We start from the raw sequence: 16575 nt of genomic DNA on the forward strand, positions 1-16575 counted from the left end.
GTCAAGGCACTCGCCGGGTAAGCAGGCCGAAGACCTGTTCGTGCATCGGGGAAGCGACGACGGGGCAGCCGTCGACCGTGCCCGTGCTTCCGTCGGCGAGGACGTCGCCGCCGGAGAGGGAGTCGCGGTTGCCGACCGCGCGCACCTCGCCCGACGCGTCCCGGAAGAGGGTGGCCCCGCCCTCCGCGCCGGAAAGGAACGCTACTCGGCGCCTTCCTGACTCCACATCGATTGCCTCACCGGTGAATCGACCGAACCGGCTCTGCATCCCGTGGCCGATCCCCGCCCGGGTGTGCGGCAGGGGGGTGTGTGGCAGGGGGTGTGCGGCAGGGGGCGTGCGTCATGGGCGAATCTCCGCTCCGTCACCACCGCCCGGTACCGTGCCGGGCAATTCCGACGCCAGACCTATTCCGCCAATCTCGTCAAGATTCATCACTGTGAGTGATGACACGAACACGCTTTTCCTGCTTTTCTTGTTCGCATGAACACTCAGCGCAAGCTTCTCGTCCGTGCGGCCCTGGTCGCCGCCCTCACCTTCGCCGCTCCTCTCGCCGCCGCGCCCGCCGGCGCCGCGCCCGCTCCGGCCGCCACCGCCACCGCCTCCGCCACCACCACCGCCTCCACTGCCGTACCGGGCGAGACCCGGGCGCCCGCCATCGAGGTCAACCACTTCTTCAAGAGCTACCGCAAGGCGGTCCTCGGCACCGGATCCCGCACCCCCGAAGAGGTCCGCAAGGCGCATCTCACCGCCGAACTGGACGCCCGCCTCACCAAGTGGGCCGAGCAGAACCACGCCGACCCGGTGATGCGCGCACAGAACGTCCCCAAGGACTGGAAGGTGCGCAACCACGCCACGACGGCCACCACCGCCACGGTGATCGTGACCGAGATCTGGGGCGGCAGCCCGGACACGGAGGTCTGGTACACGGTCCGCCGCTCCGACCTGAAGATCACCAACCTGACGGATCCGCCGACGGGACAGTGAACAGCGGTCGACCGCCGCATCCTGCGACCACTTCACTCCTCATTCTTCCCTATGGTCGCTCCACTCAAGGCGCGATAGGGTAGTTCTCTGTAGCTGGTGGGAAGCAAAGGTGGGGGATCCGTGGCGCAGCAGTTCTACTCGGTGGATCAGGTGGCGGGCCTGCTCGATCTGCATGTCAAGACGGTCCGGGCGTACGTCCGCGAGGGCCGGCTCAGGGCGACGCGGATCGGCAAGCAGTACCGGATCGCACGCGAGGACCTGGAGGCGTTCACCGGCGGGCCCGTCGCACCCGCCGCCCCCGCTCCCGTGCGCCGCGCACGGCACGTCGAGGCGTCCAGCATCGTGCAGATCGACGCGATCGGGCCCGACGAGGTGTCCCGGCTGAGCAATGCGCTCATGGCCACCGTCGGCGGCCGGCACGGGAGTCGGGGCGAGGGGCCGTACGAGGACCGGGTGCGGGTGGAGACCGTCTACGACGAGGGACGGGCCTCCCTCAAGGTCATCGTGCTGGGCGGCCCGGCCGTCACCGCGGACCTGCTGAAGATCATCGAAGCCCTCGCCTCGGATGCGGCCCCAGCGGCCGGGGCGGCCGGGGCGGCCGGGACAGTCGAATCCGCCGGGACCGCCGAAGTGCCGGAAGGGGTCCCGCCCCATGCCTGACGGAGGACAACACCGCCCCGCCCCCGACACCACCACGACGATGGCCCAACTGCCTCCCGGCCGTGTGACGTTGTCCGACCGGCGTACGCAGCGCGCCTGGCCGGTCGAGGTGGCGCCGTACCGACTCGCCGCGCACTCCGTCACTCAGGCCGAGTACGCACGGCTCACCGGGGAGCGGCCCAGCAGCGCCCCGCCGCGCGACCGGCTGCCCGTGGAGGGGGTCTCGTGGTGGGACGCGGTCCGCTTCTGCAATGCGCTGTCCTCCTCCGAGGGACTGCCGGCCGCGTACCGGATCAGTGCCGAAAGCGTCGAGTGGGACAGGTCCGCCGACGGATACCGGCTGCCGACCGAGGCCGAGTGGGAGTACGCCTGCCGTGCCGGTACGGACGGCCCGCGGTACGGGCCGCTCGACGAGATCGCCTGGCACCGGGGCAACTCGGACGGGCTCCCGCACGAGGTGGGCGGCCTGCGGCCCAACTCCTGGGGCCTGCACGACCTGCTCGGCAATGTGTGGGAGTGGTGCTGGGACATGTACGACGCCGAGGTCTACGGCACGTACCGGGTGCTGCGCGGCGGCGGCTGGTTCGACGAGCGGTGGAGCTGCCGGGCCTCGGTGCGGCGCCGCAGCCACCCCACCCTGCTCCTCGACGACGTGGGATTCCGCGTCGCACGCGGCGCCCCGTAGACGCAGGGTGGGAGCGTGGACGACATCAGCAGCCGCGCCGACATCGACGCCCTGCTGCGCACCGCCCCGTACCGCCGCAACGCCCTCGCACCGCACCAACGCCTGCACCGGACAGGTCCGTCGACCGCCGAGCACTTCGGACGCCGGCTCCCGCGGTGGCGGGCCGCCGTCGACGGGACGTACGCGGGGCCGGTCGCCGACCGCGCCAAGGCACAGGGCGAACGCGTGGCCCGGGTGATGCCGAAGAGGCTGGACGACGACGGGACCACGGCAATGGGCGACGCGGGGGATGCGGGTGCTGCGGGCGACGGAGGCGATGCGGGTGCTGCGGGCGAGGCCTTCGGCACCGGCTTCGTACCGCTGGCGGCTGTCGAGTTGCGCTCGCGGCCGGAGCCGCCCCGGCCCGCGCCGGAACGGTCCGGACCGGGACCCTCGCCGATCTGGCCCCGCATCCGCAGATCGGATTCGAAAACCCTTTCCCACCAGGGCATTTCAAAGCTACGCTCAGCCGTCGTGACCACCGTAAAAGAGCACTTCAGCGTCTATCACTTCTCCCAGACCAACCCCGAAGGCCCGGGCAGCGACAACGTACCGGCCCTCCTGCGGCGGGTCGCCGACAGCATCGACGACCTCGGAGTGGTGGAGATCCAGGACGTGGTCGTGTTCTCGGAGTTCGCCGACGACGGCGAGATCCAGTTCTCGGCGACGGTCTACTACCACCTGCCCGAGGACCCGGAGGACTGAGCCCGCCGCGGTGACTCCCCCGGCGTCTCGGCGTCTCAGCGCCCGATCGTGAACCGGGTGCGGTGGTGCTTGGGGTGCTCCGCCTCGTCGAGCACGGCGATCGCGAAGTCCTCCATGGATATGCCGGAGTTGCCGTCGGCGTCGACGAGCAGTTCGTCGGCGCCGAGCCGGTACGTCCCGGTGCGCACGCCGGGTTCGAAGACGGCGGCCGGGCTCAGGTAGGCCCAGTCGACGGCGGGCCCGGCGGCGCGGCACACGGCGAGCTGCTCGTCGCAGGCGAGGGCGATGGGGCGCCAGGAGGGCGGGAAGTCCGGTCCTTCGACGACGGTGAGATCACTGCCGGGAAGGCGGAGGCTGCCCGCGCCGCCGAGCAGGAGGAGTCGTACGCCGGTACGGGAGAGACCCGCGAACAGGGCTCTTGCGGTGTCCGCGAGCTGCACCTCCTGGCCGGGAACCGGGCGGGTCGCACTGATCAACAGGTCTTGTCCTGCACTCAGTTCGGCCACGCTGTCGGGGTCGAGGGCATTGCCGGTCCGGTGCCGGGCGGCGGGGTGCAGGGCGCCGAAGCGGGCCGGCTCGCGGGTGACCGCGGTGACGTCGTGGCCCCGGTCGAGGGCCTCGGTGACGATACGGCTTCCGGCGGCGCCGGTGGCTCCGAAGACGGTGATGCGCATGAGGACTCGTCGCTCCTGTGTGGGTGGGGTGGGTTGACGTCACTTCGCGGAAGCGGGAGTGCGTATCTGCGGTTCGGGGGATTCGGATGCTTCGAGTGATTCGGGTGCTTCGGACGCTTCGGGTGATTCGGGTGCGAGGGGGCCGGTGGCCTTGCGGCGCGGGCGCAGTTGCGCGAGTGCGACTGCCGCCAGGGCGAGCAGTGCGCCCAGCAGTTGGAGTGCGGTGAGCTGCTGGCCGAGGACGATCCAGCCGAGGAGGGTGGCGACCAGCGGGCTGAGCAGGCCGAGGAAGGTGACCTCGGTCGGGGAGAGCGCCTTGATGCCGCGGAACCACAGGGCGTACGAGAGGGCGGCGCCGATCAGCGTCAGGTAGCCGAACCCGATGAGGTTCTCCCCGGTGAGGGAGGACGGCGGCGGGCCCTCCACGAACAGCGCGACGGGCACCAACAGCAGTCCGCCCGCGACGAGTTGCCATCCGGTGGTGGCGAGCAGCGGCGCCGGGGAGGTCCAGCGCTTGCTGAGGACGACGCCGGTCGCCATGACGACCGCACCGCCGAGCGCGGCACCCACACCGAGGGCATCCAGCCGGGCATCGGCACGCAGGACGAGCAGGGCGACTCCGGTGATGCCGATCACCGCCGCGAGCAGCGTACGCAGCGCGAGGCGCTGACCGAGCAGCACGGCGGACAGACCCGCCACCAGCAGAGGCTGTACGGCACCGACGGTGGCGGCCACTCCGCCCGGGAGCCGGTAGGCGGCGATGAAGAGGAGCGCGAGGAAGATTCCTATGTTGAGCGCGCCGAGGACGAGGGACTTCCACCACCAACTCCCCTGCGGCAGGCGCCTCGTGAGGAGCAGCAGCAGGATCCCCGCCGGAAGTGCGCGCAGGACGGCGGCGAGCAACGGGCGGTCGGGAGGCAGGAGTTCGGTGGTGACGAGGTAGGTGGAGCCCCAGACGGCCGGGGCGGAGGCAGTGAGCAGCACAAGGCCGGTTCGATTCCTTAGCACTAAGACAACATATCTCATCGCTAAGAGACCGGCTAGGGTGAATCCCATGACGGATGCAGCAGCGGGCAGGAAAGCCGGAACGAATACGGACACGGGCGCGAGCGCGGGTCCCGGCACGGGCACAGGCGCTGATCACGGCACGGGCACAGGCGCGGATCACGTGGACCTTGTGCTGGAGCAGTGGCACGAGCAGCGCCCCGACCTGGACGTGTCACCGATGGCGGTGATCGGGAGGCTGAAGCGGCTGGCCCTGCTGATGGAACCGGCGATGAAGCGCACCTTCGCCTCGCACGGCCTGGACGCGGCCTCCTTCGACGTCCTGGCGACCCTGCGCCGCAACGGCCCGGACCGCCACCTCACCCCCGCCGAGCTGATGCGCTCGGCCATGGTCACCTCCGGCGCGGTCACCCAGCGCCTGGACCGCCTCCAGGAGCGCGGCCTGGTCACCCGCAGGCCGAGCCCCACCGACGGCCGGGTGGTCCAAGTCGCCCTCACGGAAGAGGGGTTGGCACTGATCGACGGGGCGCTGCCGGACCATCTGGCCACCGAGGTGGGACTGCTGTCGGCGCTCTCCCCCGCCGAACTGGCCCAGCTGGCGGACTCACTGAAGGCACTGCTGCTGGGCCTGGGGGACGGCCGGTGACCACCCGCGCGGGCATCTGGACCACCCGCGCGGGCACCTGAAGGTCAGGCCGCGCGCGGGTTGGGCTTGAGCACTGCGAACGGGGCGCCGAAGGGGTCGGTGAGCAGGGCCATCCGGCCGACTTCCGGGATGTCCGTGGCGGGGAAGCCGACCGAGCCGCCGTTCTCCTGCACCCTGGCGACCAGCGCATCGGTGTCGGAGACGCTGAAGTAGGCGATCCAGCGCGTCTCCTCACCCTCCGGGGCCGGGGCGATCCCGCCGAAGGAGGCGTCCTCCTGGTCACCCTCGGCGGTGGAGAGCACGGTGTACGCCATGCCGGGCATGTCCATCTGCTGCCCGCGCCAGCCGAACAGGCCGCGGTAGAAGGACAGCGCGGCCTGGGAGTCGGGGGTGTGCAGCTCGGCCCAGAGCAGCGTGTTGTCCTCCGACGTCACCTCCAGGCCGATGGTCCGTGCGGGCTGCCAGACGGCGAACTCGGCGCCTGCCGGGTCGGTGAGACACGCCATCCGGCCCGCGTCCATGACGTCGAAGGGCGCGGCCCTGACGGTCCCGCCGGCCTGTTCCACCGCCTTGGCGGTGGCGTCCGCGTCCGGTGTCTTGAAGTACAGGGTCCAGGCCGGGCTCGCCCCCTCCTCGGTGAGGGGTCCCACGGCGGCGACCGTACGGCCGTCCTTCTGGAAGAAGCCGTACCCGCCCGCTTCCGGGCCCGCCGACTGGAAGTCCCAGCCGAAGACGGCGCCGTAGAACGAGGCCGACGCGGCGGTGTCGGGGCTGCCGAGGTCGAGCCAGTTGGGCGCGCCGGTGACGAAGTCGGTGGTGAGCATCGCGATGCCCTGCCTTTCTCCGCTGTGCATGGCTGCTGCATGACTGCTGATGACTACCGAATGTCCTCTTACGGATCGTATCGGCGATGCCCTGGACATTCAGGTCGAATCGGGGAGCCCGGAGGCGCCGGAAGAGTCGGCGAGCGCGGCTCGCAGGAGCTCACCCGTCACGGCGGCCTCCTCGTCACCGAGGGCCAGCACGCCGTTCTCGGTCATCAGCGCGTGGAACTGCTGCTGCCGGTACGGGGTGCCTGCGGGGAGGCCCGCGACGTGCCAGTGGAGGTGCGCGTTCCCCTGCTGGCTCCCGAGGGAGAGCAGGTAGGTGCGTTCGGGAGCCAGTACCGCCTCCACCGCCAGGGCCACCTTGCGGACCACCGCCATGAGCCGCAGGTAGGCGGCCTCGTCCAGATCCCGTACCGCGTGCTCGATGTGCGCCTTCGGGGCCACGAGCACCTTCCCCGGCACCGTCGGATACCGGTCGAGGAAGGCGATGTGCTGGTCGTCCTCGTACACGGTGACGTGCGCGGCCCCCGGTGCGCCTGCCACGAATTCGCACACGAAGCACGGGCCGTTGCGCACCCTGGCCTCGTACGCGGCCAGGTCGTGGGGCTGGTGGTAGGGCCGGTGGGGCCGCTCCGGTGTCATGCCACGAATTTAGGGGCGGTCCCGGCGGGGAGCGAGGGGTGACGGGGGTCACGGGCGGGCGGCCTCACAGTTCCGGGGGCTGTGTCGTCCACCGGGTGGATGCGGCGCTCGTGCCGCGCCGCAGCCGGCCCGAAGTAGCAGACCCGCAGAGGAGAAACCGTGGAAACCCTGACCGTACGACGTGTCATCGCCGCGCCGATCGCCGAGGTGTTCGACTGGTGCGCCACGACCACCAACTACACCCGGTCCCCGTGGATCCTCCGGGCACGGCTGGCACGGCCGGGCGCGGGTGCACCGTACGGAGTGGGCGCCGTCCGCCTCCACACCTGGTCGATCGGCTGGTTCCGCGAACGGATCACCGCCTACCAAGCTCCGTACACCTTCGACTACACCGTGGAACGCAGCTTCCCGCCGGCCAGGCACGAGCTCGGCCGCATGACCTTCACCGAGGTCGAAGGGGGCACCGAAGTCACCTGGACGACCACCTTCCAGGTCCGCTTCCCCTTCGGTGCGGCCCTCACCCGTGCGGTCGGCAAACCCGTCGTCGGCCACGCTTTCGGCAAGATCCTCGAAGCCGCCGACGCGGCCCTCGCCCCGGGCCGCTCCGGCAGTCGGCCCGAGGTGTGAGGGGCGGTGCCCGGTGGGCGCCTCCTCAGTGCAGTTGGCCGGCCTGGTAGTCGCCTGCGGGCTGCTGGGTAATGACGTTCCCGCGGTTGAAGGCGTTGATGACGGCGATCTGGGTCACCAGGGCGGCGAGCTGGTCCTCGTCGTAGTACTTGGCGGCGTCGGCCCACGCCTCGTCCGTGACACCGCCGGCCGCGTCCGCGATGCGGGTGCCCTGCTCGGTCAGCTCCAGCGCGGCGCGCTCGGCGTCGGTGAAGACCTTGGCCTCGCGCCAGGCCGCGACCAGGTGGAGGCGCACCGCGGTCTCCCCGGCCGCGGTGGCGTCCTTGGTGTGCATGTCGATGCATCCGGCGCAGCCGTTGATCTGACTGGCGCGGAGCATCACCAGTTCGCGCGTCGCGGCGGGCAGCGTCGACTCCCCGAGGGCCTTGCTCGCCGCGATGAGGTGCTTGATGGCCTTGGCCGCCGCCGGGCTTGCCATGACGTCGAGTCGCGCTTCCATGGTGAACTCCCCTGCTCGTTGCTGCCGGCCGGGTTGCCGGCTGCACACCCTTGGACGGAACGGGCCCCGGGCGCTGTGACATGACCGGATGTGACCTGCGTCTCCCTCCCGTTCCCCCGCAGGCGCAGAGCGGCGTCCTGTCCGGCGGACCAGACACCGCCGCCGGGGCCGGGTGGCAGGAAAGTCGACTGGCATACGTAAATCGAACAGACGTACGCTTCCGGTATGTCTTCCCACTCCGCCTCCTTCCCCGAGGACCTCCTCGCCCTCCAACAGCAGCTCCACCAGGCACAGGCCGACTTCCACGCCCTCGCCACCGCTCCCCCCTGGGGTGCCGAGTCCGCGCCCGTGTTCACCGAGGAGGAGGTGGATCAGGTCGAGGAGCTGTGGGAGCGGATACGCGAGCTGACCATGGAGGTCAACGAGCATCCGTACTGGACGGCGGCGGGCGACGGCCGGGTGAACCATGCCCGGCGGGGACTGCGGGTCGTACGGGGCGAAAGTGACGGCGACCGGGGGGCGGGGGCCGCCTAGGGCTGTTCGCCGTCCGGTTCAGGGGTACACGGACAGGAGGGAAGGCGGAGAACGGAAACCGCACAGACCGGAGGAGAGGGCAGGCGCATGTCGATGCGTGCGGTGGGCTGGGCCAGGACGTTTCCGATGTCCGGGGGCGTACGGGAAGGCAGAAGGTGGACCGAGGCGCATCTGGCGCAGCTGCCCTGGTACGAGAGCAGTCCCGAGACCGTGGACGCCGTCGTGCTCGCCGTGTCCGAGCTGCTCACCAATGCCCATCTGCATGCGCGCAGCGATGCCCAGCTCGTGCTGACCTGGGACAGCCGGTGTGTGCACATCTCCGTTCACGACGATGCAGGGGCCGTCCCGCCGGCTCGGCGCGCCGACTCCACGGGAGCCACCTCGGGGCGGGGCATCGCCATCGTCGACGCGCTCGCCGACAGCTGGGAAAGTCACGACCAGCAGCACGGGAAGGCCGTCAGCGCCTGCTTCACCCCTGACCGCGGGAGCCCCCGGGCGTAGCCGCACCGTCCCCGGGCGCGGCCGCACCGCCTCCCGGCGCAGCCGTGCCGCCCTCGCGTCGTACCGGTCCGACCCGGAGCCCGTACCGGGCCCACAGGGCGCGCTGCACGAGGAGTGTCAGGGTGCCCGCGATGAGCATTCCGGCGAGGTTCACGCCGAGTTGGATCAGCGAGGCGGTCACCTCGTTCCAGTGGCCGAGCGGGACGGCCACCGCGAGGTTCCCGGCGGCGGGCACGGTGGTCACGGAGATGAAGACGCCGACCAGGGAGGAGGACTTGCCCGCGGTCATCGACAGGATGCCCGCGACTCCGGCCAGCAGCGCCACGACGAAGGACCACCGGTCGGGGTGGATGATGAAGTCGGTCAGCGGCCGGCCGTCGAGCATGGCCGGTTCGATCCAGCCCAGCAGACGGCCCGCCGTCGCACACGCCATGGTGATCAGTACGGCGACGGTGAAGCCGACGACGAGGGTACGGGCGGCGGTGCCGATCAGGCCCGCCCTGCGGCTCATCACCCCGAAGCAGATCGCCGCCACCGGCCCGAACTCCGGCCCCAGCACCATCGCACCGACTATCAGGATGGGCTGGTCAAGCAGCGCACCGATTGCCGCGATCTGCGTGGCCAACGCAAGGAAGGCGAGGAACGCCCAGGTCAGGCGGGTCTCCGCAGACGTACGCGCGACCAGCTCGTCCCACACCACGGCGTCGTCCGGATCGCCCGGAGCGTCCTCCTCCGCCTTCTCGGCGGCCGAGGAGATGGACAGGTCGAGCTGCTCGACGGTGATGCCGCCGGTGTCCTTCAGGCCGAGGCCGCGCAGTGCGTCGAGGACACCGTTGGCCGCTTCCCTGGCCACGTCGAACTCGACGAGGTCACCTGCCGGGGCCTGCGCGGCGCCGGGAATCTTGAGGACGTTGACGACGGCAGGGCAGTCGATCGCGATCCGCAGCACCTCGTCCGTACGGTCGGCAGGGCTGATCACTCGTACATGCAACATGACGGGCATTGTGCCCGGCCTCGGCCGACAGGTCGCGCAGCAGGAGCGCTACGGACGGCACGGGCCGCTCCACGATCGGCGAGCGTCCGGTCCGTGCACGCCCGGTCATACTGTCCGGATGGACACCGCCGCTGCTTCCGAGGCCCGCCGCTGGCTCGCCGAGGACGGCATCACGCAGGTCGGACCCGACGGGTGGACCGACGGCGAGACCCCTGAGGGGCGGCTCGACTCCGGTCAAGTGGCCCATGGGCAGGCCGGGTTGGTGTTCACCGATGAACGGCTGGACGTGGCAGGGCAGATCCGTCTCGCGTTCGGACTGCTCGATGTGCTCGACCAGTACTGGGTGACGTGCGAGATCCGGTTCGCCGACCGGGGCGCCGGCGGTCCCCTGCCGGCCGAGGTCCTCTGGGACTGCTACCGGCAGCGGCTGGAGGCACCCCGGGTGTCCGAGGCCGTCACGTACTCGCTGTGGGTCGACTGGTTCGAGGACGGGAAGACGTCGGCCACCGCGTTCACGGAGGTGCTCGGCCGCGATGCCGGGCGGTTGGCCGCGGACGCGCCGGAGACACTGCTCCGCCGCGCCGGGCGCGTACTGGAGTGCTCAGGTCCGGTTCCCTGGGAGGCGAAGCTGCCGGCCTTCCGGGCCGCGGCACGGGTCCCCGCCCTCCACCTCGCCCTCTTCAAGGGCTTGCTGACCGGCTACCACGACGTCTACGGAAAGCTGCTGCCCGACGCCGCGCTCGCGCTCCTCGGCGAACTGGAGCTCCCGGCCGGCACCGAGCACGCCGCGGAACTGCGTGCCGTACTGGCCGCCGGGCACGCCCACCACCACCGCAGTCCGGGGGCGTGGGGCGAGGCGGTTCGGGCGCTCGGTCGCCCGTCGTAGTACGTCCTCCCTGTCCCCCTGCGGGACGGGCCCGTCGCCCCTGCCGGACGTATCACCCCTGCCTCACCTGCGGAATCCGGTTGTCAGTCCGCTCCTCCGCTGACAGGCTCCCGATCATGTCTGCACCCTCGTCCTCCTCGCCCTCGCCCTCGTCCTCCTCCTCGCCTTCCTCCTCCTCCGGCTCCTCCTTCACTTTCTCCGCCCCCGACGGGACCCGGCTCGCCTACCGCATCACCGGATCCGACACAGGCGTGGGCGCGGGCACGGCCCCCGTCGTCTGCCTCCCCGGCGGCCCGCTGCAGGACCCCCGGTACCTGGGTGATCTCGGAGGGCTGGCCCGGCACCGTCGGCTGCTCTTCCTCGATCTGCGCGGAACCGGGCGTTCCGAGATTCCGGCGGACTCGTCCTCGTACCGTTGCGACCGTCTCGTGGACGACGTCGAGGCGCTGCGCGTGCATCTCGGGCTCGACCGGATCGACCTGCTCGCGCACTGCGCGGGCGCGAATCTCGCGGCGCTGTACCTGGCCCGGTATCCGCAACACGTCGGACGGCTCGCGCTGATCACCCCGAGCACCGCGGCCGTGGGCATCCCGATCACGTCCGAGATGCGGCTCGCGGACGCGCGGCTCCGCAAGGACGAGCCGTGGTTCCCGGCGGCGTACGCCGCGCTGGAGTCCCTCAACTCGGGTGCGCCGAAGCCCGGTGACGTGGAGGCGATCGCTCCGTTCTTCTGGGGGCGCTGGGACGCGGCGGCCCGGGAGCAGCACGCGGCGACGAGCACACCGGCCGACCCGGGGGCCGCGCGGCTCTACGGTTCCGAGGGTGCGTACGACCCGGAGGCCACGCGCGCGGCGCTGGCGGAGCGCGCGGCGCCCGTGTTCCTGCTGGCCGGGGAGGTCGACCTGAACAGCCCGCCGCAGTCGACGGCGGAGTTCGCGGCCCTGTTCCCCGATGCCGTACTCGTCGTACAGCCGGGGGCGGGGCATTCGCCGTGGATCGACGATCCAGAGGCATTCGTGACGGCGACGGCGGGATTCCTGGGGACCGTTGAGGGCTGAGTCCTGAGCGCTGAATCCTGAGTCCTGAGCGCTGAGCCCTGAGCGTTGAGCCCTCCGAGCCCGCCGCGTCTCATCCGGTGCCGACGGCAGCGGCCGGTTTCCAGCCCCGGTCGCTGCTCCACGGAGTTGGCGCTGATTCCGTCGCCGCGCCTGTGCGAGCCGCCCTCGGGGGCTAACTCGTCCAAGACGAAGCCGAGTTCGGTGATTCACCCTCGGCCGCCACCGCGTGCACCGTACGGGCTTCATCGCGCGCTCCGCCTTCGCACTCCGCCTTCGTGCTTCGTGCTTCGTGCTTCGTGCTTCGTACGCCCGCCTCAGGCGTGGTCGTACACCGTCGTGGCCACGCCCCGCGCGCTCAGGGACCGGGTGATGAGCGGCTCGATGCGTTCCCACCTGCCGCCCGCGAGCCCGCAGCCGATGCGTGGCATGTGGACCGATGCCTGGTGGGTGAGGGCATGTGCGGCGACTGCTTCCAGGCTGCGTCCGACCGCGTCGTAGCGGATGGGCGGGCCGCCGCTGCCGGTCCGGATGCCGCGCTGGGCAACCATGTTGGCGACCCAGATGTCGGCCCTGACCTGTACCAACTGCACCGCTCCCAGGCCGAAGTCGTTGCCGGCGCGCTCGCGGTGCCAGCGGCGGTACTCCTTCTCCGGTCCTGGCCAGCGGCGCGAGAGCGCCACGACGAAGCCCTTGCCCCAGCCGCCGAGGTCGTTGCAGAGGTGCGCGATGATTTTCGGGCCCTTGGCCCGGGGGTCGGTGGCGTCGCCCGGGATGATCTTCAATGGCTCCATGGACGCATGATGGCCCGGCTGTTGGGCGGCGGTCCAGCGGGTTGTCCGCGTCCGCCTGAACACAATCCGGTTTTCCGGTCCTTCAGTCCCTCGGTCCCTCGGTCGGTCCCTGGCCCGACCGGCCTCCGTGCTCGATCTCGTACTGCTCGACCAGGTGCCCGTACGCTGCCGACGCTTCGGGATCGCGGGCGAGGACGTCGCGCAGTTCCAGGGTGACCGGCGCGTCCGTGAGGTCGCAGTGGCCGGTGGAACCGTCGATCCGCAGCTCCGTACGCGCCCTGGCGAACAGGGCGCCCGCCTCGGCCTCGGTGGCATAGACGGTGAGGGTGGCTTCGACGGGGAGGGCAGCCGGGTCGTAGTCCTCATCGGAGCCGTGGAACTCATCCGGATGTCCGTAGCCGGATTCCCAGGCGAGGGGACACGGCCCGGAGTGGAACTTCTCCGGGCAGACCAGGGCGCGCAGGGTCCGCTCCACGGGCGCCGGGTCGTCCGTCCCCTCGGCCGGATTCCGCACCAGCGGCGACGGCAGGCCGAGCCCGACCGCGATCTGCCAGACACTCCGGCTCTCCGGGCGGTCGCCGGAAAGGTTCTCCCTCACAATGCCCCCAAATTTCCCCGCACGGCCTCTCTCACGAACCAAGGGTATCGGCGCCCTCCGACATCTCCCTCTGCCCACCGGTCGGTTGACAGCCGGTTCCGTCCTCGGGTCGCTACTGCCGCCGTCCTGTCCGGGCGACGATCTCCGTATGACAGAAGCAGGAGCAGGCGCGGCAGGAGCCGCGGTACTGGTGAGGGGTCTGGTCAAGCGCTACGGCGGTACGGCCGTCGTCGACGGGCTGGATCTGCGGATCGCGCAGGGTGAGGTGTTCGCACTGCTCGGGCCCAACGGGGCGGGCAAGACGACCACCGTGGAGATTCTGGAGGGGTACCGGGAGCGGGACGGCGGAACCGTATCCGTACTCGGGGAGGATCCGGCGCGGGCCGGGCGGGCATGGCGCAGCAGGGTCGGCATCGTGGCTCAAAGTGCCTCGGACACATCGGAATTGACGGTACGTGAGGTGGTGCGCCACTTCGCGCGTACGTACCCCCGGCGCCGGGACCCGGAGGCCGTCATCGACCAGGTCGGACTCGGCGAGCACGCCGGGAAGCGGGTGGGGCGGCTGTCCGGCGGGCAGCGGCGCCGGGTGGACGTGGCACTCGGGATCATCGGCGATCCGGATCTGCTCTTCCTCGACGAGCCGACGACCGGTTTCGACCCCGAAGCGCGCGCCCGGTTCTGGGAGTTGATCGGGCAGCTGTCGGCGGAGGGCACGACGATCGTGCTCACCACCCACTACCTGGACGAGGTCGAGGCGCTCGCACACCGCGTCCGGGCGGCGGAGTCGAGGCCACGGCGCGCATCTCCGCCGAGAAGCCCGAGAGCCCGGTCCTCGTCCTCACCACCTACGGTACGGACGACCAGATACTCGCGGCGGTGGAGGCGGGCGCCACCGGTTACCTCCTCAAGCACGCCGACCGGGCCGCCCTGCTCCAGGCCGTCCGCGGGGCCGCCGCAGGCGAAACGGTCCTCGCCCCGTCCGTGGCCGCCCGCCTCACCCGCCGCCTCCGCACCCCGAAGCGCAGCGCCCTCTCGGCCCGCGAGTCCGAGGTCCTGCGCCTGGTCGCCCGCGGTCTCACCAACGCGGCGATCGGCTCGGCCCTGTTCATCAGCGAGTCCACTGTCAAGACCCACCTGCTGCGCATCTTCGGCAAGCTGGAGGTCGACGACCGTACGGCGGCGGTGATGGCGGCGGTGAGCCGGGGGCTGATCACGGTCGAGGAGTGAGCCGGGGCCCAGCACGGGCGGGAAGCGGGCCCGTACCCCACGCGCATGCCCGGGACCACGCTCGCGGCGCGCGATCGTCACGGCCACCCTCGCACCGACGCTGCTGCTCGCCGTGGAACGGACGGTGCTCGGGGTCGTGGGCCTGTGCGGCTCCGGCCGAGGCCGGGCGGTGCGGCCCGCCGGGGCCGGAAGCTTCCCGGTCCCGGCGGGCTCACGGGCGCCTGGGACTCAGGCCGCCAGGTCCGCCTGGGACCGCTCCCGCACTTCCTGTGCTTCCTGCGCTTCCTGCGCGGAATCCGCCGCGTGCGTGCAGCACGTCCGGGCGAGCAGGGCGTCCGCGGCGGCGAGGGCCGCCTCGATTCCGGAGGTCGACGTGGTCACGCACAGCGTGTACGTGACGTCGTCCAGGTCGCGCCGCGTTTCCGGCGTCGGGTTCTGGGCGTGGGCGAACCGGGTCTCCGCGTAGCGCGTGAGGAGCGTGCGCAGCACCTTGGGATCGGGCACCAGCATGTAGGGGTTCCCCTTCTTCTCGGCTTGTTGAGTTTTGTGTGTGCGTGTCTCTTGCGTCGTCTACTTCGGGTACGTCGTATGTGCCGTGTGCGTCATGTGGTGGCGCGCCTACGCCTGGTAAGCGTGCTCCTGGTGCGACTTCCCCTCTGGCACGGGCCGCACACCGGCTGTTTTTGGCCAGAGTGTGCCGCTCGGGACACGCAGAGTGAGAATCATGTGCAGAGTACGCGGAGAAACCGTCAGGAGGTCGTAAGCATCCCGCTGCGGAGTTGGCCGAGGATACGGGTCAGGAGACGGGAGACCTGCATCTGCGAGATGCCGAGGACTTCGCCTATTTCCGCCTGCGTGAGCTCCTGGCCGAAGCGCATGGAGAGGATGCGGCGGTCCCGGTCGGAGAGGGAGGCGAGGAGCGGGGCCAGGGTGTGCAGGTCCTCGAAGAGTTCCACGCCCGGGTCGCAGGCGCCGAAGAAGTCGGCGTACGAGACGGGGGACTTGGCGCTGTTGTCCTGGCCGGTCTCGGCGGGCAGGTCGAGGGAGCCGGCGGTGTAGCCGTTCGATGCGATCAGGCCGTCCGTGACCTCGGCCTCGGTGAGTTCGAGGAGTTCGGCGAGTTCGGGGACCGTCGGGTCGCGGTCGAGGACGGTGGCGAGCTGCTCCTTGGCCTTGGCCAGTTCCGTACGGAGTTCCTGGAGCCGTCGCGGTACGTGCACCGCCCACGTCGTGTCGCGGAAGAAGCGCTTGATCTCGCCGGTGATGTACGGGATGGCGAAGGAGGTGAACTCCACCTCGCGGGTGAGGTCGAACCGGTCGATCGCCTTGATCAGGCCGATCGTGCCGACCTGGATGATGTCCTCCAGGTCACCGCTGCCCCGGTTGCGGAAGCGGCGCGCGGCGAACTTCACCAGGGACAGGTTCATTTCGATCAGGGTGTTGCGCGCGTAGCTGTACTCGTGCGTGCCCTCCTCCAGCTCCTGGAGCCGGTCGAGGAAGAGCTTGGAGAGCTGGCGGGCGTCCTTGGGGGCGACGGCCGTGGGGTGCGTGATGCGGGGCAGCTCCCCGGCATCGCCCGGCAGCGTCCCGCCCCGCGGCTCCCCGGTCGGCGGCGCCTCGGCCGACAGCGCTTCGGTCGACAGTGCTTCGATCGGCGCTTCGGTCTGCGCTTCGGCCGACAGTGGAAGACCCTGCGGCAGCAGGCTCTGTGCACCGGTGTCCGCCGGTTCCGCCACGGTCGCGCTTGCGGGGGCTGAGAGCATCACAGTTCCTCCTCGGTCGCGGTCGTCTCCCATCCGAGCCTTGCCCACGAACGCGTGTTCACTCTCCGCGGACACCACCTTTCTTCCGCGAAGTTTCACCAACCCTCCGGATCGCCCGCCGTGCACACCGGGCCGCACGGCAGGATCGGCCGGTGCTGGACGAGTTGGGCGGGTGCGTGGACCACCTCGTCCAGCACCGCACGCGTCAGGCCACCGTCAGTTCGTTCAG

Annotated in this window: 21 protein-coding genes and 2 pseudogenes; 12 read left to right on the forward strand and 11 right to left on the reverse strand. The window is 70.9% G+C overall.

Features of this window, described 5'->3' with window-relative positions:
- Position 1 precedes the first annotated feature (1 nt).
- A complete protein-coding gene (locus ACWGIG_RS00885; RefSeq protein WP_453319311.1) occupies positions 2-226 on the reverse strand; it encodes a nitrite reductase (NAD(P)H) small subunit in 225 nt (74 codons plus the stop codon).
- A 255-nt stretch (positions 227-481) separates the two neighbouring features.
- Here ACWGIG_RS00885 and ACWGIG_RS00890 point away from each other — a divergent pair, with 255 nt between their 5' ends.
- From ACWGIG_RS00890 to ACWGIG_RS00905, 4 genes are all read left to right on the forward strand, one after another.
- Positions 482-985 (forward strand): hypothetical protein, encoded by a 504-nt coding sequence (locus tag ACWGIG_RS00890; protein WP_453319312.1) that lies wholly within the window; start codon positions 482-484, stop codon positions 983-985.
- 120 nt (positions 986-1105) lie between these two features.
- Entirely contained in the window at positions 1106-1645 is a 540-nt protein-coding gene (locus tag ACWGIG_RS00895; RefSeq protein ID WP_453319313.1) for a helix-turn-helix domain-containing protein, read from the forward strand.
- Positions 1638-2330, forward strand: coding sequence for a formylglycine-generating enzyme family protein (locus ACWGIG_RS00900; protein WP_453319314.1), 693 nt, complete (start codon positions 1638-1640; stop codon positions 2328-2330). Before ACWGIG_RS00895 ends, ACWGIG_RS00900 begins: the two co-directional genes overlap by 8 nt.
- A 15-nt stretch (positions 2331-2345) precedes the next feature.
- The gene (locus ACWGIG_RS00905) at positions 2346-3074 is read left to right on the forward strand and encodes a hypothetical protein (RefSeq protein WP_453319315.1); all 729 of its coding nucleotides are present in this window, start codon (positions 2346-2348) and stop codon (positions 3072-3074) included.
- A gap of 35 nt (positions 3075-3109) precedes the next feature.
- Here the strand turns inward: ACWGIG_RS00905 and ACWGIG_RS00910 are convergent, their stop codons facing one another.
- Both ACWGIG_RS00910 and ACWGIG_RS00915 read right to left on the reverse strand, forming a co-directional pair.
- Positions 3110-3748 carry an NAD(P)-dependent oxidoreductase gene (locus ACWGIG_RS00910; protein ID WP_453319316.1) on the reverse strand — a complete coding sequence of 213 codons (639 nt, stop codon included), beginning with the start codon at positions 3746-3748 and terminating at the stop codon, positions 3110-3112.
- A 39-nt stretch (positions 3749-3787) separates the two neighbouring features.
- Complete coding sequence (locus ACWGIG_RS00915) at positions 3788-4774, reverse strand: EamA family transporter (RefSeq protein WP_453319317.1); 987 nt, start codon at positions 4772-4774, stop codon at positions 3788-3790.
- A gap of 28 nt (positions 4775-4802) precedes the next feature.
- Between ACWGIG_RS00915 and ACWGIG_RS00920 the strand changes: the two genes are divergently transcribed.
- Positions 4803-5399, forward strand: coding sequence for a MarR family winged helix-turn-helix transcriptional regulator (locus tag ACWGIG_RS00920; RefSeq protein ID WP_453319318.1), 597 nt, complete (start codon positions 4803-4805; stop codon positions 5397-5399).
- Between the two features lie 44 nt (positions 5400-5443).
- Here ACWGIG_RS00920 and ACWGIG_RS00925 read toward each other — a convergent pair whose 3' ends face one another.
- Positions 5444-6223, reverse strand: a complete 780-nt coding sequence (locus ACWGIG_RS00925; RefSeq protein WP_453319356.1) for a VOC family protein — start codon at positions 6221-6223, stop codon at positions 5444-5446.
- A 99-nt stretch (positions 6224-6322) separates the two neighbouring features.
- Positions 6323-6868, reverse strand: a complete 546-nt coding sequence (locus tag ACWGIG_RS00930) for an HIT family protein (RefSeq protein ID WP_453319319.1) — start codon at positions 6866-6868, stop codon at positions 6323-6325.
- Positions 6869-7027: 159 nt separating this feature from the next.
- On the opposite strand from ACWGIG_RS00930, the gene ACWGIG_RS00935 reads away from it, so the two are divergent.
- Entirely contained in the window at positions 7028-7495 is a 468-nt protein-coding gene (locus tag ACWGIG_RS00935) for an SRPBCC family protein (protein ID WP_453319320.1), read from the forward strand.
- Between the two features lie 25 nt (positions 7496-7520).
- Here ACWGIG_RS00935 and ACWGIG_RS00940 read toward each other — a convergent pair whose 3' ends face one another.
- Entirely contained in the window at positions 7521-7994 is a 474-nt protein-coding gene (locus ACWGIG_RS00940) for a carboxymuconolactone decarboxylase family protein (RefSeq protein ID WP_453319321.1), read from the reverse strand.
- A 225-nt stretch (positions 7995-8219) separates the two neighbouring features.
- On the opposite strand from ACWGIG_RS00940, the gene ACWGIG_RS00945 reads away from it, so the two are divergent.
- On the forward strand, positions 8220-8528 hold the full coding sequence (locus tag ACWGIG_RS00945) for a hypothetical protein (RefSeq protein ID WP_453319322.1): 309 nt from the start codon (positions 8220-8222) through the stop codon (positions 8526-8528).
- Positions 8529-8615: 87 nt separating this feature from the next.
- Positions 8616-9029 (forward strand): ATP-binding protein, encoded by a 414-nt coding sequence (locus tag ACWGIG_RS00950; RefSeq protein WP_453319323.1) that lies wholly within the window; start codon positions 8616-8618, stop codon positions 9027-9029.
- On the opposite strand, the gene ACWGIG_RS00955 is transcribed toward ACWGIG_RS00950, so the two are convergent.
- Entirely contained in the window at positions 8998-10023 is a 1026-nt protein-coding gene (locus tag ACWGIG_RS00955; RefSeq protein ID WP_453319324.1) for a DUF389 domain-containing protein, read from the reverse strand. The genes ACWGIG_RS00950 and ACWGIG_RS00955 overlap by 32 nt on opposite strands.
- Positions 10024-10141: 118 nt before the next feature.
- Here ACWGIG_RS00955 and ACWGIG_RS00960 point away from each other — a divergent pair, with 118 nt between their 5' ends.
- Entirely contained in the window at positions 10142-10909 is a 768-nt protein-coding gene (locus tag ACWGIG_RS00960; protein WP_453319325.1) for a hypothetical protein, read from the forward strand.
- Positions 10910-11025: 116 nt separating this feature from the next.
- On the forward strand, positions 11026-11967 hold the full coding sequence (locus ACWGIG_RS00965; protein ID WP_453319326.1) for an alpha/beta fold hydrolase: 942 nt from the start codon (positions 11026-11028) through the stop codon (positions 11965-11967).
- A 314-nt stretch (positions 11968-12281) separates the two neighbouring features.
- Here ACWGIG_RS00965 and ACWGIG_RS00970 read toward each other — a convergent pair whose 3' ends face one another.
- Together ACWGIG_RS00970 and ACWGIG_RS00975 are read right to left on the reverse strand one after the other, a co-directional pair.
- Entirely contained in the window at positions 12282-12758 is a 477-nt protein-coding gene (locus tag ACWGIG_RS00970; protein WP_453319327.1) for a macro domain-containing protein, read from the reverse strand.
- 82 nt (positions 12759-12840) lie between these two features.
- A complete protein-coding gene (locus tag ACWGIG_RS00975; RefSeq protein ID WP_453319328.1) occupies positions 12841-13356 on the reverse strand; it encodes a hypothetical protein in 516 nt (171 codons plus the stop codon).
- A 148-nt stretch (positions 13357-13504) separates the two neighbouring features.
- Between ACWGIG_RS00975 and ACWGIG_RS00980 the strand changes: the two are divergent.
- Positions 13505-14126, forward strand: a pseudogene (locus tag ACWGIG_RS00980) (ABC transporter ATP-binding protein); the annotation flags it as partial.
- 4 nt (positions 14127-14130) lie between these two features.
- Positions 14131-14583 (forward strand): annotated as a pseudogene (locus ACWGIG_RS00985) (LuxR C-terminal-related transcriptional regulator); the annotation flags it as partial.
- Positions 14584-14811: 228 nt separating this feature from the next.
- Here ACWGIG_RS00985 and ACWGIG_RS00990 read toward each other — a convergent pair.
- Together ACWGIG_RS00990 and ACWGIG_RS00995 are read right to left on the reverse strand one after the other, a co-directional pair.
- Positions 14812-15093 carry a DUF5133 domain-containing protein gene (locus ACWGIG_RS00990; protein ID WP_453319329.1) on the reverse strand — a complete coding sequence of 94 codons (282 nt, stop codon included), beginning with the start codon at positions 15091-15093 and terminating at the stop codon, positions 14812-14814.
- 239 nt (positions 15094-15332) lie between these two features.
- A complete protein-coding gene (locus tag ACWGIG_RS00995; RefSeq protein WP_453319330.1) occupies positions 15333-16346 on the reverse strand; it encodes a SigB/SigF/SigG family RNA polymerase sigma factor in 1014 nt (337 codons plus the stop codon).
- Positions 16347-16575: the final 229 nt, after the last annotated feature.

The sequence above is a fragment of the Streptomyces sp. NPDC054863 genome (assembly GCF_053610825.1).

Excerpts from the sequence above, each read along its gene's own strand:
- ACWGIG_RS00890 (WP_453319312.1), top strand. The coding sequence starts at position 482 with ATGAACACTCAGCGCAAGCTTCTCGTCCGTGCGGCCCTGGTCGCCGCC.
- ACWGIG_RS00930 (WP_453319319.1), bottom strand. The coding sequence starts at position 6,868 with ATGACACCGGAGCGGCCCCACCGGCCCTACCACCAGCCCCACGACCTG.
- ACWGIG_RS00925 (WP_453319356.1), bottom strand. The coding sequence starts at position 6,223 with ATGCTCACCACCGACTTCGTCACCGGCGCGCCCAACTGGCTCGACCTC.
- ACWGIG_RS00910 (WP_453319316.1), bottom strand. The coding sequence starts at position 3,748 with ATGCGCATCACCGTCTTCGGAGCCACCGGCGCCGCCGGAAGCCGTATC.
- ACWGIG_RS00900 (WP_453319314.1), top strand. The coding sequence starts at position 1,638 with ATGCCTGACGGAGGACAACACCGCCCCGCCCCCGACACCACCACGACG.
- ACWGIG_RS00940 (WP_453319321.1), bottom strand. The coding sequence starts at position 7,994 with ATGGAAGCGCGACTCGACGTCATGGCAAGCCCGGCGGCGGCCAAGGCC.
- ACWGIG_RS00990 (WP_453319329.1), bottom strand. The coding sequence starts at position 15,093 with ATGCTGGTGCCCGATCCCAAGGTGCTGCGCACGCTCCTCACGCGCTAC.
- ACWGIG_RS00970 (WP_453319327.1), bottom strand. The coding sequence starts at position 12,758 with ATGGAGCCATTGAAGATCATCCCGGGCGACGCCACCGACCCCCGGGCC.
- ACWGIG_RS00955 (WP_453319324.1), bottom strand. The coding sequence starts at position 10,023 with ATGTTGCATGTACGAGTGATCAGCCCTGCCGACCGTACGGACGAGGTG.
- ACWGIG_RS00950 (WP_453319323.1), top strand. The coding sequence starts at position 8,616 with ATGTCGATGCGTGCGGTGGGCTGGGCCAGGACGTTTCCGATGTCCGGG.
- ACWGIG_RS00920 (WP_453319318.1), top strand. The coding sequence starts at position 4,803 with ATGACGGATGCAGCAGCGGGCAGGAAAGCCGGAACGAATACGGACACG.
- ACWGIG_RS00965 (WP_453319326.1), top strand. The coding sequence starts at position 11,026 with ATGTCTGCACCCTCGTCCTCCTCGCCCTCGCCCTCGTCCTCCTCCTCG.
- ACWGIG_RS00945 (WP_453319322.1), top strand. The coding sequence starts at position 8,220 with ATGTCTTCCCACTCCGCCTCCTTCCCCGAGGACCTCCTCGCCCTCCAA.
- ACWGIG_RS00915 (WP_453319317.1), bottom strand. The coding sequence starts at position 4,774 with ATGAGATATGTTGTCTTAGTGCTAAGGAATCGAACCGGCCTTGTGCTG.
- ACWGIG_RS00995 (WP_453319330.1), bottom strand. The coding sequence starts at position 16,346 with ATGCTCTCAGCCCCCGCAAGCGCGACCGTGGCGGAACCGGCGGACACC.
- ACWGIG_RS00960 (WP_453319325.1), top strand. The coding sequence starts at position 10,142 with ATGGACACCGCCGCTGCTTCCGAGGCCCGCCGCTGGCTCGCCGAGGAC.